This window comes from Pantoea sp. X-Soil-TKNS-1207, from assembly GCF_059730485.1.
The window spans coordinates 3,967,774-3,983,263 of the sequence record NZ_AP035958.1 but is presented as its reverse complement, the minus strand read 5'-3'; the positions used below and the strand labels follow the sequence as shown (position 1 = coordinate 3,983,263).

General features: G+C 56.9%; 14 protein-coding genes. 9 read left to right on the top strand and 5 right to left on the bottom strand.

The window, feature by feature from the left end; translation table 11 throughout:
* Window positions 1–415: 415 nt before the first annotated feature.
* From aroK to trpS, 7 genes are all read left to right on the top strand, one after another.
* On the top strand, window positions 416–937 hold the full coding sequence (aroK, locus tag AC6I8V_RS18595) for a shikimate kinase AroK (RefSeq protein WP_021184842.1): 522 nt from the start codon (window positions 416–418) through the stop codon (window positions 935–937).
* Between the two features lie 38 nt (window positions 938–975).
* Window positions 976–2,067, top strand: a complete 1,092-nt coding sequence (aroB, locus tag AC6I8V_RS18590) for a 3-dehydroquinate synthase (protein ID WP_497843648.1) — start codon at window positions 976–978, stop codon at window positions 2,065–2,067.
* Between the two features lie 122 nt (window positions 2,068–2,189).
* Entirely contained in the window at window positions 2,190–3,218 is a 1,029-nt protein-coding gene (locus tag AC6I8V_RS18585; RefSeq protein ID WP_497843647.1) for an SPOR domain-containing protein, read from the top strand.
* A 96-nt stretch (window positions 3,219–3,314) separates the two neighbouring features.
* Window positions 3,315–4,127, top strand: a complete 813-nt coding sequence (gene dam / locus AC6I8V_RS18580) for an adenine-specific DNA-methyltransferase (RefSeq protein WP_497843646.1) — start codon at window positions 3,315–3,317, stop codon at window positions 4,125–4,127.
* A 65-nt stretch (window positions 4,128–4,192) separates the two neighbouring features.
* On the top strand, window positions 4,193–4,876 hold the full coding sequence (gene rpe, locus AC6I8V_RS18575; RefSeq protein ID WP_497843645.1) for a ribulose-phosphate 3-epimerase: 684 nt from the start codon (window positions 4,193–4,195) through the stop codon (window positions 4,874–4,876).
* Window positions 4,860–5,537 carry a phosphoglycolate phosphatase gene (locus AC6I8V_RS18570; RefSeq protein WP_497843644.1) on the top strand — a complete coding sequence of 226 codons (678 nt, stop codon included), beginning with the start codon at window positions 4,860–4,862 and terminating at the stop codon, window positions 5,535–5,537. The genes rpe and AC6I8V_RS18570 overlap by 17 nt, the downstream gene beginning before the upstream one ends.
* A 16-nt stretch (window positions 5,538–5,553) precedes the next feature.
* Window positions 5,554–6,558: a tryptophan--tRNA ligase gene (trpS, locus tag AC6I8V_RS18565; RefSeq protein WP_497843643.1), complete on the top strand. Its 1,005-nt coding sequence runs from the start codon at window positions 5,554–5,556 to the stop codon at window positions 6,556–6,558.
* 56 nt (window positions 6,559–6,614) lie between these two features.
* Here trpS and cysG read toward each other — a convergent pair whose 3' ends face one another.
* The 4 genes from cysG to nirB all read right to left on the bottom strand — a co-directional run bounded on the left by cysG (window position 6,615) and on the right by nirB (window position 11,870).
* Entirely contained in the window at window positions 6,615–7,979 is a 1,365-nt protein-coding gene (gene cysG, locus AC6I8V_RS18560; protein WP_497843642.1) for a siroheme synthase CysG, read from the bottom strand.
* Window positions 7,980–8,172: 193 nt separating this feature from the next.
* Window positions 8,173–8,976, bottom strand: a complete 804-nt coding sequence (nirC, locus tag AC6I8V_RS18555; protein ID WP_497843641.1) for a nitrite transporter NirC — start codon at window positions 8,974–8,976, stop codon at window positions 8,173–8,175.
* Between the two features lie 30 nt (window positions 8,977–9,006).
* Complete coding sequence (gene nirD / locus AC6I8V_RS18550; RefSeq protein WP_497843640.1) at window positions 9,007–9,333, bottom strand: nitrite reductase small subunit NirD; 327 nt, start codon at window positions 9,331–9,333, stop codon at window positions 9,007–9,009.
* Window positions 9,330–11,870, bottom strand: coding sequence for a nitrite reductase large subunit NirB (gene nirB, locus AC6I8V_RS18545; protein ID WP_497843639.1), 2,541 nt, complete (start codon window positions 11,868–11,870; stop codon window positions 9,330–9,332). The genes nirD and nirB overlap by 4 nt, the downstream gene beginning before the upstream one ends.
* 251 nt (window positions 11,871–12,121) lie before the next feature.
* Between nirB and AC6I8V_RS18540 the strand changes: the two genes are divergently transcribed.
* A complete protein-coding gene (locus AC6I8V_RS18540) occupies window positions 12,122–13,399 on the top strand; it encodes a cytosine deaminase (protein WP_497845881.1) in 1,278 nt (425 codons plus the stop codon).
* 33 nt (window positions 13,400–13,432) lie between these two features.
* Here the strand turns inward: AC6I8V_RS18540 and tsgA are convergent, their stop codons facing one another.
* Window positions 13,433–14,611, bottom strand: coding sequence for an MFS transporter TsgA (tsgA, locus tag AC6I8V_RS18535; protein ID WP_497843638.1), 1,179 nt, complete (start codon window positions 14,609–14,611; stop codon window positions 13,433–13,435).
* 263 nt (window positions 14,612–14,874) lie between these two features.
* On the opposite strand from tsgA, the gene ppiA reads away from it, so the two are divergent.
* On the top strand, window positions 14,875–15,447 hold the full coding sequence (gene ppiA / locus AC6I8V_RS18530; RefSeq protein WP_497843637.1) for a peptidylprolyl isomerase A: 573 nt from the start codon (window positions 14,875–14,877) through the stop codon (window positions 15,445–15,447).
* Window positions 15,448–15,490 lie beyond the last annotated feature (43 nt).

Here is a 15,490-nt window from a genome sequence, read left to right as displayed (position 1 = left end):
TTTTTAAAACGGTGTAACGAAACGCGGAATAAAAACCTCCCCGTGGGCGTCGGTTACAAGCGATACTGACGTCAGAAGAACCTATACCCAAAATAATTCGTGTTGCATAAAGGCAGCAAAAGCGTGAATTCCCTGAGCTGATAAAACTAAGCAATTTGGGTGAATGAACGCCGCCAGCACTGATGCAGCCTGAAATATGAAGGGGACAGCGGAGGTGCGTTATCGTCTCGCGAACCACAGACCGGTCCTATTACCAGGTCGCCGGGGGCAATTTATTCGGTTGCCAAACGGCCTTGAGTGTTGAGATAATTTTTCGTCTGACTCTTGCTAACGCTCATGAGGTCTCAGTTCCTGTCCCGCCAGCTAGATGCTGAACGCGGGGTATCATCAACGAATTCTTAGTAATACCGACAAAATGGCAGAGAAACGCAATATCTTTCTGGTTGGGCCGATGGGTGCCGGCAAAAGCACTATTGGTCGTCAGTTAGCTCAGCAACTCAATATGGAATTTTTCGATTCCGATCAGGAAATTGAGCGACGTACCGGAGCGGATGTGGGCTGGGTGTTTGACGTCGAAGGCGAAGCGGGTTTCCGCGATCGCGAAGAAAAGATCATCAACGAGCTGACCGAGAAGCAGGGCATTGTGCTGGCTACCGGCGGCGGATCTGTCAAATCCCGTGAAACTCGTAATCGTCTCTCCGCCCGCGGTGTGGTCGTATACCTCGAAACCACCATCGAAAAGCAACTTGCCCGCACCCAGCGTGATAAAAAGCGCCCGTTGCTGCAGGTTGACTCGCCGCCGCGCGAAGTACTGGAAGCGCTGGCTGACGAACGTAACCCGCTTTATGAAGAGATCGCTGATGTCACTATCCGCACTGACGATCAGAGTGCGAAAGTAGTGGCTAATCAGATCATCAATATGCTGGAAAAAAGTTGATCCAGCACCTGAGGGCTTAGCAATAGGTATCGGTCATCATGGAGAAGATCACTGTCTCACTGGGGGATCGCAGTTACCCCATCACCATCGCTGCCGGACTGTTTAACGATCCGGCTTCTTTTTGGCCGCTGAAGGCAGGCGACAATGCCATGCTGGTCACCAACCAGACACTGGCACCGATCTATCTGGATAAGTTGTCGGCGCTGTTGAGTGCGGCCGGGGTGAAAGTGGATCAGGTGATCCTGCCCGATGGTGAGCAGTACAAAACCCTGGCGGTGATGGATGAGGTGTTTACAGCGCTGCTGCAAAAACCTCATGGTCGTGATACCACCCTGATTGCTCTTGGCGGTGGTGTGATTGGTGACTTAACCGGCTTTGCTGCGGCCAGCTATCAGCGCGGCGTGCGCTTTATTCAGGTGCCGACCACGCTGCTCTCTCAGGTTGACTCCTCCGTTGGCGGCAAAACCGCCGTTAACCATCCGCTCGGCAAAAACATGATTGGCGCGTTTTATCAGCCCGCGTCCGTGGTAGTGGATACCGATTGTCTGGCAACCCTGCCGCCGCGTGAGCTGGCGTCTGGCCTGGCGGAAGTCATTAAGTACGGCATTATTCTTGATGGTGATTTTTTCCAGTGGCTGGAGCAAAATCTTGATGCTCTGCTGGCCCTGGATGAAAAAGCCATGGCTTACTGTATTCGCCGCTGCTGCGAGCTGAAGGCTGAAGTGGTCGCTGCGGATGAACGCGAGACCGGCGTCCGTGCGTTGCTCAATCTGGGCCATACTTTTGGTCATGCGATTGAAGCACACATGGGTTACGGCAACTGGCTGCACGGTGAAGCCGTTGCCGCTGGCATGGTAATGGCTGCGCGAACGGCTGAACGTCTGGGCCAGTTCACTGCGGCGGATACCGATCGCATTATCGCGTTACTGCTGCGCGCCGGTTTACCGGTGCATGGCCCGGCTAGCATGGCGGCGGAAGATTATCTGCCGCATATGATGCGTGACAAAAAAGTGCTGGCGGGCGAGCTGCGCCTGGTGCTGCCTCTCGCTATTGGTCGCTCTGAAGTGCGTGCTGGCGTGGCACATGATATGGTGCTGGCTGCAATTAACGATTGTCAGAAATCATTATAATACCCTAAGTAATTCGGGTTGCAGGAAGGCAGCCAACGCTGCTGCAACCTGATATATGACGGGTAAAGAAGAGAGTGGTGATGCGGTACGTGGGATGCGTGCCGTTTTACGGAGGAGGCTAAATGGATGAGTTTAAACCGGAAGACGAGTTAAAACCTGATGCCAGTGACCGCCGTCCCACGCGGCCCCGCAAATCGTCGTCTGCGCCGAAAGTAAAAGTACCGGTTTCCCGCCAGCATATGATGATGGGTATCGGGATTCTGGTTTTGCTGCTGTTAGTGCTGGGTATCGGTTCTGCCCTGAAAGGCCCGGACGATAGCAAGCCAGCAAACACGGCAGGCAACAACAGCCCTGCGCCTGCTCCAGCGGCTGGCGGTTCGGAAAAGAATATCGATCTCTCCGGCTCGACCTCGATGAGTGGCCAGCAGAACACAACGCCAGCGCCGGAAGGTAGCGCGCCGCAAACGGCCGCCAATGCTCCAGCGACAGGCAGCGATTCACAATCCATTTCGATGCCACCCGTGTCATCCACCCCAACTCAGGCTGCTCCGGTTGACACACCGGCGAACCAGCAACGCGTGACCTTGCCAGGCGATCTTAACAGCGCGCTGAACAACCAGCAGGGCCAGGTGGATAACGCTGCGCAGGGTGTACAGGGCGCTAGCTCGTTGCCGACAGCGCCTGCAACCGTGAGCGGCAGCAGCGGCAAAGCGATTTCCCCGCCGGTAACGCGTGAAGAAAAACCGCGTGCCGCCACGACTCAGCGCGAAACGCATCCGACCACGCATAAAGCGCCGGTGACCAGCAAACCCGCAGTGAAAGAGAGCAAACCGCAGTCGACAGCGTCTCATAACGCAGCGCCTGTCAGCAGCGGTGGCAGCAGTAAGTCTCTGCCAGCAGGGAACTACACGCTGCAACTGAGCGGAGCGTCAAAAGCGGAAAGCCTCAACGCTTGGGCACAGAAACAGAATCTGAGCGGCTATCACGTTTATAAAACCACGCGTAATGGTCAGCCGTGGTATGTGCTGGTGAGCGGTGCCTATGCGACGCCAGCAGAAGCCAAACGCGCGGTCTCTTCGCTGCCCGCTGAAGTGCGCGCGCAGAATCCGTGGGTGAAACCCCTGAGCCAGGTGAAGAAAGAGAGCGAATAATCATTGTGGGGCCGTCACGTTACGGCCCCGTTTTAAGCGCAGATCTGCTGTCGGTTCCGCCACAGCCAATAATTAAGATGTAATAACCACGACAGCATGAAGAAAAATCGCGCTTTCCTGAAATGGGCCGGAGGCAAATACCCGCTCCTTGACGATATCCGTCGCCATCTGCCGCAAGGCGACTGTCTGATTGAGCCATTTGTTGGTGCTGGGTCTGTGTTTCTCAACATGGATTATGAGCGCTATCATCTGGCGGATATCAACAGTGACCTGATCAACCTGTACAACATCGTCAAAACGCGCACCGCAGATTTTATCGCCGATGCGCGTAAGTTATTCACACCGGAAGGCAACTGCGCGGAGACCTACTACGCACAGCGAGTCGCATTCAACGCCAGCCGTGATGAATATCATCGTGCGGTGCTGTTTCTGTATCTCAACCGTCATGGCTACAACGGCCTGTGCCGTTACAACCTGCGCGGCGAGTTTAATGTGCCCTTTGGCCGTTATCGCAAACCCTACTTTCCCGAAGCGGAGCTGCTATGGTTTGCCGAGCGGGCGCAAAAGGCGACCTTTGTCTGCGAATCGTACGATGTTACTCTGAACCGCGCTCATCGCGGCTCGGTGGTGTATTGTGATCCGCCGTATGCGCCGCTATCGGCGACGGCCAATTTTACCGCTTACCATACCAACGCTTTCAGTATGCGTGAGCAGCAGCATCTGGCGCAGCTGGCGGCGCAGTTGGCGCAGGACAATCAGGTTCCGGTATTGATTTCCAACCACGATACCCTGCTGACGCGTGAGTGGTATCGGAATGCGAATTTACACGTAGTCAAAGCCCGGCGTTCCATCAGCCGAAGCATAAGTGGTCGCACTCAGGTCGACGAACTGCTGGCGCTTTTTAGCTAGCCTGTTTCGTCCGCGACCAACGCATTACGCCAGCGTTTGCTGGCGCACAAAATTGGGAGAATCGGATGAAACAATTTTTACTGGCCCCTTCAATCCTGTCTGCTGACTTTGCCCGCCTGGGTGAAGATACGGCGAAAGCGCTGGCAGCCGGGGGGGATGTGGTGCATTTCGATGTGATGGATAACCACTTTGTTCCCAATCTGACCATGGGGCCGATGGTGCTGAAAGCGCTGCGCGATTACGGCATCACCGCACCGATTGACGTCCATCTGATGGTCAAACCGGTTGATGCGCTGATCCCTGAGTTTGCCAAAGCTGGCGCCAGTTATATAACTTTCCATCCTGAAGCCAGCCTGCATGTTGATCGCACTTTGCAGCTGATCAAAGAACACGGCTGTAAAGCGGGCCTGGTGTTCAACCCGGCGACGCCGCTTAGCTACCTCGATTATGTGATGGACAAGCTGGATGTCATCCTGCTGATGTCGGTCAACCCTGGCTTCGGCGGTCAGTCCTTCATTCCCGGTACGCTGGATAAACTGCGCCAGGCGCGTCGCATTATCGATCAGAGCGGCTACGACATTCGCCTGGAAGTGGACGGCGGCGTGAAAATCGACAACATCGGTCAGATCGCGGCTGCCGGGGCGGATATGTTTGTCGCCGGTTCTGCCATCTTTGGTCACCCGGATTACAAAAAAGTGATCGATGATATGCGCGACGAACTGGAGAAAGTTAATGGCTCATTTCACTGATATTCGCGCGATCGCGTTTGACCTGGACGGCACGCTGGTAGACAGCGCGCCGGGTCTGGCGCAGGCCATCGACCATGCGCTGGGCGATCTGCAATTACCGCCGCCGGGCGTGGCGCGAGCCTCAACCTGGATTGGCAATGGCGCGGACGTGATGATGAGCCGGGCGCTGACCTGGGCGCTGGGGCGTGAACCGCATCAGGACGAACAGCGCGATGCACGGACGCTGTTCGACAAATACTACGCACAAACCGTGGAAGCAGGCAGCACGCTGTTTCCACAGGTGAAAGCCACGCTGGCAAAACTGGCGGAAAAAGGGTTGCCGTTGGCGATTGTGACCAACAAACCGACGCCCTTTGTTGCGCCGTTACTGGCGTCGCTGGGGATTGCTGATGACTTCTCGCTGATTATCGGCGGCGATGATGTGGTGGTGAAAAAGCCGCATCCGGCAGCGATTTTCCTCGTACTGGGACGATTTGGCGTGCTGCCTCAGCAATTGCTGTTTGTCGGTGATTCACGCAATGATATCCTCGCAGCCCAGGCGGCTGGCGTGCCGAACATCGGTATGACCTTTGGCTACAACTATGGCGAGCCGATCGCCAGCAGCCAACCCGATTTAACCCTCGACTCTTTTGACGAACTTTTGCCCGCTCTCGGGCTGTGATTATCAGGATATAAGCATGAGCAAACCCATCGTTTTCAGCGGCGCCCAGCCTTCCGGTGAACTGACCATTGGCAACTACATGGGTGCGCTGCGTCAGTGGGTGCAGATGCAGGATGATTTCCACTGCATTTACTGCATCGTCGATCTGCACGCCATTACCGTACGTCAGGACCCGGTTGCACTGCGCAAGGCCACGCTGGATACGCTGGCGCTGTACCTTGCCTGTGGCATCGATCCGAACAAGAGCACCATCTTTGTTCAGTCGCACGTACCGGAGCACGCTCAGCTGAGCTGGGTGCTCAACTGCTACGCCTACTTCGGCGAGCTGAGCCGCATGACGCAGTTCAAAGACAAATCAGCCCGCTACGAAGAGAACATCAACGCCGGTCTGTTCGACTATCCGGTGCTGATGGCCGCCGATATCCTGCTGTACCAGACCAACCAGGTTCCGGTGGGCGAAGATCAGAAGCAGCATCTGGAGCTGAGCCGCGATATCGCGCAGCGCTTCAACTCGCTGTATGGCGACATCTTTAAAGTGCCGGAGCCGTTCATTCCGAAATCGGGCGCGCGCGTCATGTCGCTGCTGGAGCCGACCAAAAAGATGTCGAAGTCTGACGACAACCGCAACAACGTGATTGGTCTGCTGGAAGATCCGAAATCGGTGGTCAAGAAGATCAAACGTGCAGTGACCGACTCCGAGGAGCCGCCTGTTGTGCGCTACGACATCAAAGAGAAAGCGGGTGTCTCCAACCTGCTGGACATTCTCTCTGGCGTGACCGGCAAAACCATCGCCGAGCTGGAGCAGGAGTTCGAAGGCAAGATGTATGGCCATCTGAAGGGTGCGGTCGCCGACGCGGTTTCCGGTATGCTGATCGAGTTGCAGGAGCGTTACAATCGTTATCGTAACGACGAAGCCTTCCTCAATCAGGTGATGCGTGATGGCGCGGCTAAAGCCCGTGCTCATGCGCAGGAAACGCTGAAGAAAGTGTATGAAGCGGTAGGTTTCGTCGCTCAGCCGTAACTGGCAACGCAGGCAAAATCAGAGCGGCGGGTCGTGATGACCCGCCGTTTTTTTTATCAGAACCAGCGCAGCTGCGCACGCAGGCCCACCACCCGGCCAACGATAATCAATGCCGGACTGGCAAACTGCTGCGCCAGCGCCGCCAGTTCCCCCAGCGTTCCGGTCGCCACGCGCTGTTGTGGCGTGGTGCCATTTTGCACCAGTGCCACCGGCATCGATGCATCCATCCCATGCAGCAACAGTTGCCGCTCAATCTCCGGTGCCTGCGTCAGCCCCATATAAAACACCAGCGTCTGCTGCTCCGCCGCCAGTTTTTGCCACTCAATGTCGCCATGTTGTTGCAGATGGCCGGTGACGAAACGCACGCTTTGCGCATGGTCGCGATGGGTAAGCGGAATGCCGCTGTAAGCCGCACAGCCCGATGCCGCCGTAATGCCGGGCACCACGCTGAACGGAATGTTGTGCTGCGCCAGCATCTCCAGCTCCTCGCCGCCGCGGCCAAAAATAAAGGGATCGCCGCCTTTGAGTCGCACCACGCGCTTACCACGCTGCGCCTGCTCCAGCAGCAACTGGTTGATCTCCGACTGCGGCAGGCAGTGATAGCCAGCCCGTTTGCCGACGAAGATACGCTCGGCATCGCGACGCACCAGATTAAGGATCGGCTCAGACACTAAGCGGTCATACACCACCACATCCGCCTGCTGAATATGCTGTAGCCCTTTAAGCGTCAGCAAACCGGCATCACCCGGCCCGGCTCCGACCAGCACCACCTCGCCCTGTTGTGAGAGCGGGGCATCGAACAGCGTATCAACCAGCGCATCCGCGCGCGGCTGGTCGCCATTGGCCAGCGTTTGCGCCAGCCGGTCGCTGGCAAAGAAGCGCTCCCAGAAATAACGGCGCTGCGCCATGCTGGCGAAACGCGCCTTCACGCGCGCGCGCAGGGAACCGGCCAGGGTTGCCAGCTGGCCGAGATGCTGCGGCAGCATCGCTTCCAGTTTCTCGCGCAGCAGGCGCGCCAGCACCGGCGCGCGACCGCCGGAAGAGACGGCGATCATCAACGGCGAGCGATCGATAATCGATGGCATGATGGCGCTGGCCTGCTCTGGCGCATCCACCAGATTGCAGAAAATACGGCGTACCTCTGCTGCGGCGCCCACCTGCTGATTTACAGCATCATCATCGGTGGCGGCAATCACCAGCCAGCAGTCGTCGAGCCAGCGCTCGTCAAAAGGGCCATTGAGCAGCGTCACCTTTCCCTGCTGTGACCATTGCTGAAAGACGGGGGCGAAAGTTAGCGCGCCCGCGTACAGATCGGCTCCCGCCTCCAGCAGCAGACGGGCTTTGCGTTCGGCGATCTCACCGCCGCCGACCAGCAAACAACGTTTGCCCTGAAGGCGACAAAACAGGGGGAAGTAATCCATAGCTCATCCTAAAAAAGTCCGCCGGGGGCGCAAAGGTCGCCATAAATGGCGACCCTACAACAAATGTAGGGTGCGCATTTATGCGCACCGTTTTGAAAAACGCACGCCAATGAATGACGCATTTATGCGCACCGTTCAGAAAAACGCACACCAATGAGTGACGCATTTATGCGCACCGGGCGGGTAAAACGCGTTACGCTGATTTAAGTGCGCTGGCCTGTGCTTCGGTCTGGGGCCGTTGCGCCTGCGGCGTGGCATACCAGTAACCGAGGCCCATCAGCACCATGCCTGAGAACATGTTGCCCAGCGTCACCCACAGCAGATTGTGGCCGATGCCTTGTAATGTCAGGTCGGCATTATGCTGACCAAACCACGACAGCGCAAAGACCGTCATGTTGGCAACCGAGTGTTCATAGCCAGAGGCGATAAACGCCAGCAGGCACCACCAGATGGCGAGGAACTTCGCCGTACCTTCGGTGCGCAGCGCCATCCAAATCGCCAGACAAACCAGCCAGTTGCACAGCGCACCCTTAAAGAACAGCGCCGTGGCGGTCTGGGTGGTTTTTGCCAGCGCCGCGCTGTGGATCAGCGAACCGGCGTTGGGCAGCAGCGCACCGGCCGCGTAGTAGTAAATCAGCGCCACCAGCACCGAGCCAATCAGATTACCCAGCCAGGTTTGCGGCAGGATGCACCACAGCTGGCCGTGGCGAATGGTGCCCGCTTTCACGCCGATGGTGAGAAACATGGTATGACCGGTAAACAGCTCGGAACCGGCGATGATCACCAGCGTCAGGGCAATGCCAAAAGCGGCGCCCATGATAAGCGGGCGGTAAGCCGGGTCGGCCAGATTGCCGAGGGTGAAGATCAGGATGATCGCCAGCCCAACGTAGGCACCGGCCATCGCCGCGCCGATCCAGAAGGCGAGCGGGCTGTGCTGCGCGGTGCGCACAATACGCGCCGCATTGGCGGCGCATTTATTCAAAGTGTCAGTAAACATGGTGACGTCTCATAAAGTGAAGGAATTCTGTCAGGCGCACACTTCTACCCGGCCCTGGCTGACGCGCACCGGATAGCACGCCACCGAGCGCGTCTCATCCTCAAGGCACTGGCCATCGCTCAGACGGAAACGCTGTTTTTTCAGTGGACTGGCAACCCACAACGCCTGCTGATGCTCGGCGATAATGCCGCGTGACAGCACGCTGGCGTCGGCAAAAGGATCGATATTGCTCAGGGCGTAGAGCTGCTCATCATCACGCGGACGGAAGATAGCAATTTGCTGCCCCTGCACCAGCGCGCACACGCCGGTGGCGGGCAGGATCTGGTTCAGTTCACATACGGAATGCCACTGGCTCATGCGTCGGCCTCCTCAATCAGGGTGACGGCAATACGTTCCTCGGGGCGAGCCGGGCGATGTTGATCGCGCACGTTGATGTGCTGGACCAGCGGATCGCGTTCGAGGCTGTTGATAAAGGTGGAGAAGTGCCGCTGCTGCTGCGGCTCGCTGACGGTCGCCGCCCATTCGCATGCCACCAGGCTGCGCAGGCGTGCCAGCTCGCTCTCCAGTTGGCTGTTCAGGCCCAGTTTGTCATCGACGATCACGCTGCGCAGGTAATCAATGCCGCCATCCAGGCTTTCCAGCCACACCGAGGTGCGTTGCAGACGGTCGGCGGTGCGGATGTAGAACATCATAAAGCGATCGAGATAACGCAGCAGCGTGTCGTGATCGAGGTCGGCGGCCAGCAGGTCGGCATGGCGTGGTTTCATGCCGCCATTGCCGCACACGTACAGGTTCCAGCCTTTTTCCGTGGCGATCACGCCGACGTCTTTGCCCTGCGCCTCCGCACATTCACGGGTACAGCCGGAGACGCCGAACTTCATTTTGTGCGGGGTGCGGATGCCTTTGTAGCGATTTTCCAGCTCGATGCCAAAACCGAGGCTGTCGCCAACGCCGTAGCGGCACCAGGTGCTGCCGACGCAGGTTTTGGCCATGCGCAGCGCCTTGGCATAGGCCTGGCCGGTTTCAAATCCGGCGGCGATCAGCTGCGACCAGATGGCGGGCAGATCGTCACGCTGCGCGCCAAACAGACCGATGCGCTGCGAGCCGGTGATTTTGGTGTAAAGGTTGTACTGACGCGCCACATGACCGATCGCCACCAATCCTTCCGGGGTGATTTCTCCGCCAGCGGAACGTGGGATCACCGAGTAGGTACCGTCTTTCTGGATATTGCCGAGGAACAGGTCGTTGCTGTCCTGCAACGGGGTAAGCTGCGGTTGCAATACGTGTTCGTTCCAGCACGAGGCCAGCAGCGAACCGACCGTCGGTTTACACACTTCGCAGCCATAGCCCTGACCGTATTTCGCCAGCAGCGCATCAAATGACTTGATCTCTTCAACGCGAATCAGGTGATACAGCTCCTGACGCGACCAGGGAAAGTGGGCGCACAGATGGTTGTTCACCTCGATCCCCTGGCGGCTCAGCTCAGCATTCAGCACCTGGGTGATCAGCGGAATGCAGCCGCCGCAACCGGTGCCTGCGCGGGTTGTGGTTTTCAGCGCCGCCACGGTGTGACAGCCGTTGTTGACCGCATTGACGATGTCGCCTTTGCTGACGTCAAAGCAGGAACAGATTTGCGCGCTGTCCGGCAGTGCATCAACGCCGAGGGCCGGTTTCTCGCCGCTGCCCGCAGGCAGAATCAGCAGTTCCGGCCGTTCCGGCAGCGGGATGGCATTCAAAGCCAGCTGTAGCAGGTTGCCGTAGTCGCTGGTGTCGCCAACCAGCACCGCGCCAAGCAGCGTTTTGTTGTCTTCACTGACGATCAGACGCTTATAAATTGACTGTTGTTCGTCGAGCCAGACATAGCTACGCGCCCCCGGCGTACGCCCATGCGCATCGCCAATGCCGCCAACGTCAACGCCCAGCAGCTTGAGTTTGGCGCTCATATCGCCCCCGGCGAAGGCGTTGTCGCGGCCAAGCAGTACATCGCTGGCGACCTGCGCCATTTTGTAGCCCGGAGCTACCAGGCCAAAGGTGCGGCCCTGCCAGGCGGCACATTCGCCGATGGCAAAAATGGCGGGATCCAGGGTCTGGCAGCGATCGTCAATCGTGATGCCGCCGCGCTGACCGAGCGGCAAACCGCACTGTTTTGCCAGCTGATCCTGCGGGCGAATGCCGGTAGAGAACACGATGAAATCTACGTCCAGCGCGCTGTCATCAGCGAATTGCAGGGTTTTGCCGCCGTGGCTGTGGTGCACAATCTGCCGGGTATTTTTGCCGGTGTGCACATGGACACCCATCTGCTCAATCTTACGGCGCAGCTGTTCACCGCCCTGGCGGTCAAGCTGTTCCGCCATCAGCACCGGCGCGAACTCAATCACATGGGTTTCGATGCCGAGCGTTTTCAGCGCCCCGGCGGCTTCCAGCCCGAGCAGGCCGCCGCCGATGACCGCGCCGCGCTTGCTGCGTTTGGCGCAGGCTTCAATGGCGTCAAGATCGTCAATGGTGCGATAGACAAAGCAATCGCAGCCTTCTGCGCCCTCAATTGGCGGGATCCACGGATACGATCCGGTAGCGAAGATCAGTGTGTCGTAATGCACCGCGCGGCCGGTATTGGCGTGAATCACTTTCTCTTCGCGATTGATGGTGATGGCGCGCTCGCCTAGCAGCAGGTTGACCTGATGCTGCTCGTAGTAGCCTGCGCGCACCAGCGACAGTTCTTCAGCGGTGTGATGGGAAAAATAAGCGGACAGATGGACACGGTCATAGGCGGCCCTGGGTTCTTCACAAAAAACGGTGATCGCAAATTGCTCTGCATCGGCTTTGTCGATCAGTTCTTCAATAAAGCGGTGGCCAACCATACCGTTGCCAATAATGACGACGTTGTGCTTGCTCATGCTTGCCTCAAAATAAGGAAATCTGCGGCCACCTTAACGCGCGCATGGACACACTCATTGATGCATATCAAGCACACCTTTAAATACTCATTTAGAGGTATGTGACTGATTTTACATGGCTTTATAGGTAAGTGCTTTATTTGGTTGTAAATTATTCAATCGCACCGCGGCACCAGGCGTAAGGTTCAGACAATGATAAAGTTTTTCGTGCTAGCTTTAGATGTTGGGTTTCAACCGGAGAGGGCATGGCTATGACGTCACTGAAGTGGATCAACAACCTGCGTTTGCCTGGGCAGGAAGGGTTGTGGCAAATCGCTATCGAACAGGGAAAAATTGCCCGCATTATTCCGCAGTCGGTGCAGAACAGCGTGCAGGAAGGCGTGCTGGATGCTGAAGGCGGGCTGGCCAGTGCGCCCTTTATTGAACCGCATATTCACCTGGATACCACGCAAACCGCGGGTGAACCGGCGTGGAATCAGTCCGGCACCTTGTTTGAAGGCATTGAGCGTTGGGCAGAACGCAAAGCGCTGCTCAGCCATGAGGATGTGAAACAACGCGCGCAGCAGACGCTGAAGTGGCAAATCGCCAATGGCATCCAGCATGTGCGTACCCATGTGGATGTCTCCGATCCCAGCCTGACGGCGTTAAAAGCCATGCTGGAAGTGAAGGCGGAGATGGCGCCGTGGATTGATATCCAGATTGTCGCCTTTCCGCAGGAGGGCATCCTCTCTTATCCCAATGGGGAAGCGTTGCTGGAGGAGGCACTGCGCCTCGGCGCGGACGTGGTGGGCGCCATTCCGCATTACGAATTCACCCGTGAATATGGCGTCGAGTCGTTGCATAAGGCGTTCGCGCTGGCAAGCCGCTATGACCGGCTGGTGGATGTGCACTGCGACGAAATCGATGATGAGCAGTCGCGCTTTGTGGAAACGGTGGCGGCGCTGGCCCATCGTGAAGGGATGGGCGATCGCGTGACTGCCAGCCACACCACGGCGATGCATTCATATAACAACGCCTACACCTCGCGGCTGTTCCGTCTGCTGCGTCTGTCCGGCATTAACTTTGTCGCCAATCCGCTGGTCAATATTCATTTGCAGGGGCGTTTCGACAGCTATCCGAAACGACGCGGCATCACCCGCGTGAAGGAGCTGCTGGACGCCAATATCAACGTCTGTTTTGGTCACGATGATGTGTTCGATCCCTGGTATCCGCTCGGCACCGCCAGCATGTTACAGGTGCTGCATATGGGGCTGCACGTCTGCCAGTTGATGGGTTATGAACAAATTGATGCCGGGTTGCAGCTGATTACCACCAACAGCGCCAAAACCCTGCGGCTGGAAAATTACGGCATCGCGGTGGGTAAAGATGCCAGCCTGATTATCCTGCCTGCGGATAATGGCTTTGATGCGGTGCGGCGTCAGGTGCCGGTGCGTTATTCATTGCGCAAAGGGAAGCTGGTGGCGGCGACGCAGCCAGCCAGTAGCGAGATCTTTCTGGGTGAAGCGGAAGCGGTGACCTTTCGGCGCTGAAAGCCGGGCGGACTGGCGTCCGCCCGGTTTAACTTACTGGGTAATATGGCCGTGCTGGCGATGTTTCGTCACAAAGCCAAGCAGTACACACATCACAAACACTACCGCGTAGAGTCCGTTTGCGGTCGCCAGTGCCGCATGTGCGCCACCTTTTGCCACAATCGGCCCCGTAACCACGAACGTCAGCATGGTGCCCACGGTGCCGCAGGTCAGGATAAAGTTGACCAGCTTTGGTGACGAGGCTTTGGTTTGCAGCGAACCCAGGGTGATGATGGTGGTGTAGATGGCGCTGGAGCTGAAGCCGAGCGTCATAATGATCCAGTGCAGCATGTTGGCGTCACGGGTGCTGACAAACCAGTACATCAACACGGTGGCAAGCGCCGCCAGCACCATTAGGATGCGTTGCAGATCGAAGAAGCGCAGCAGGAAGCTGAACACCCACATGCCGACCATATACGCGGTCCAGAAGTTACCGACCAGCTGACCCGCCGCCGCAATATCCATCCCCATAGTTTTGGTGGCGTACTCCGGCACCCAGGAGATAAAACCGAGCTGCCCGAGGATGTAGCACAGCGCCGCTATCGACAGAAACAGCACGCCGACACCCCATTTCTCTTTCTCTGCCGCCTGCGTTTCGGTGTTGTTTTTCAGCACCGGGAATTCAACGCACAGCGTCAGGGCGAAAATGGCGAGGTAAATCACGCCGATACAGGCGTAGACCCAGTACCACGGCAGCGCGCGCGCCAGCAGGATGCCGGCGATAATCGGGAACAGCGTACCGGCCATGCTGAAGAAGGAGTCGGTAAACAGCAGGCGCGAACCGCGCTGACGGCCGTCATACAGATGGGTGATCAGGAAGGTGCCGATCGACATGGTAATGCCGCTCACCACGCCGAGCACAAACATACACAGCGAGAACACCGCCAGGTTGTGGCTGGTCATCAGGCCAATCACCGCGAGGATCATCAGCACAAAGCCAAAAATCAGCTGACGTTTTAACGGCACAATCACCATCAGCCAGGCGTTAAGGAAAACCGCCACCAGAATACCGGTATTGAGAAATGTGAAGGTGTTGCTCATTTCAGAGATGGGCAACTGGAAATACTGTGCGATATTGTCCAGCACCATCCCAGTCACAATCACCAGAGCGCCAGTCAACGCATAAGAGAAAAAGCTTATCCAGGTAAGCCCAATGCGATTACGGTTTGTCATGTTGTGGACCTTTTTTAAGTACCGAAGTTGGCAAAAAGTGTCATGAAGTGTAAATGCAACTGTGATCGTAATAAATAAAGAGTGAAATATCGTTATCGAATTTCATTAGTAGTGTGATTTATGTCACGCAAATGATTGCGCAACGGCGATTCGCGGGGGATCGGCACCGCGCGTAAATAAAGGTAAAACGCTGGCTCTTGTATAACTTGCTCTTTACAATCAATCTCGTTTTTGAGCTGGCTCTCCATGGTAAGGAATCTTTCATGTTTAAACGTACTTTGACAGCGGCCGTTGCCCTGTTAGCGCTCTCATCTGTTTCTGTTTCGGCTCTTGCGGCGAAAGGCGATACGCATGTGCTGCTCACCACTTCTGCGGGCAATATCGAACTCGAACTGAATGACCAGAAAGCCCCGGTTTCGGTGAAAAACTTTGTCGACTACGTCAACAATGGTTTCTACAACAACACCATTTTCCACCGCGTGATCCCTGGCTTTATGTTGCAGGGCGGCGGTTTCACTGCGGATATGCAGCAGAAGCAAACTAACGCACCGATTAAAAACGAGGCGGATAACGGCCTGCGTAACCAGCGTGGCACCATCTCGATGGCGCGCACGGCTGAGAAAGACAGCGCCACCAGCCAGTTCTTTATCAACGTTGCGGATAACGCCTTCCTGGATCATGGACAGCGTGATTTTGGCTATGCGGTGTTTGGTAAAGTTGTGAAAGGAATGGATGTGGCCGATAAGATTGCCCAGGTGCCGACCAAAGATGTGGGTCCGTACCAGAATGTGCCGTCAAAACCGATTGTTATCCTTTCCGCCAAAGTTCTTCCCTGATAGATCAACGCGCCATTTTATCGTGGCGCGTCCTGCCGTACTC

Bases quoted from the DNA above. Each gene is read 5' to 3' on its own strand.
- aroK (WP_021184842.1), top strand. From the start codon at position 416: ATGGCAGAGAAACGCAATATCTTTCTGGTTGGGCCGATGGGTGCCGGC.
- aroB (WP_497843648.1), top strand. From the start codon at position 976: ATGGAGAAGATCACTGTCTCACTGGGGGATCGCAGTTACCCCATCACC.
- AC6I8V_RS18585 (WP_497843647.1), top strand. From the start codon at position 2,190: ATGGATGAGTTTAAACCGGAAGACGAGTTAAAACCTGATGCCAGTGAC.
- dam (WP_497843646.1), top strand. From the start codon at position 3,315: ATGAAGAAAAATCGCGCTTTCCTGAAATGGGCCGGAGGCAAATACCCG.
- rpe (WP_497843645.1), top strand. From the start codon at position 4,193: ATGAAACAATTTTTACTGGCCCCTTCAATCCTGTCTGCTGACTTTGCC.
- AC6I8V_RS18570 (WP_497843644.1), top strand. From the start codon at position 4,860: ATGGCTCATTTCACTGATATTCGCGCGATCGCGTTTGACCTGGACGGC.
- trpS (WP_497843643.1), top strand. From the start codon at position 5,554: ATGAGCAAACCCATCGTTTTCAGCGGCGCCCAGCCTTCCGGTGAACTG.
- cysG (WP_497843642.1), bottom strand. From the start codon at position 7,979: ATGGATTACTTCCCCCTGTTTTGTCGCCTTCAGGGCAAACGTTGTTTG.
- nirC (WP_497843641.1), bottom strand. From the start codon at position 8,976: ATGTTTACTGACACTTTGAATAAATGCGCCGCCAATGCGGCGCGTATT.
- nirD (WP_497843640.1), bottom strand. From the start codon at position 9,333: ATGAGCCAGTGGCATTCCGTATGTGAACTGAACCAGATCCTGCCCGCC.
- nirB (WP_497843639.1), bottom strand. From the start codon at position 11,870: ATGAGCAAGCACAACGTCGTCATTATTGGCAACGGTATGGTTGGCCAC.
- AC6I8V_RS18540 (WP_497845881.1), top strand. From the start codon at position 12,122: ATGACGTCACTGAAGTGGATCAACAACCTGCGTTTGCCTGGGCAGGAA.
- tsgA (WP_497843638.1), bottom strand. From the start codon at position 14,611: ATGACAAACCGTAATCGCATTGGGCTTACCTGGATAAGCTTTTTCTCT.
- ppiA (WP_497843637.1), top strand. From the start codon at position 14,875: ATGTTTAAACGTACTTTGACAGCGGCCGTTGCCCTGTTAGCGCTCTCA.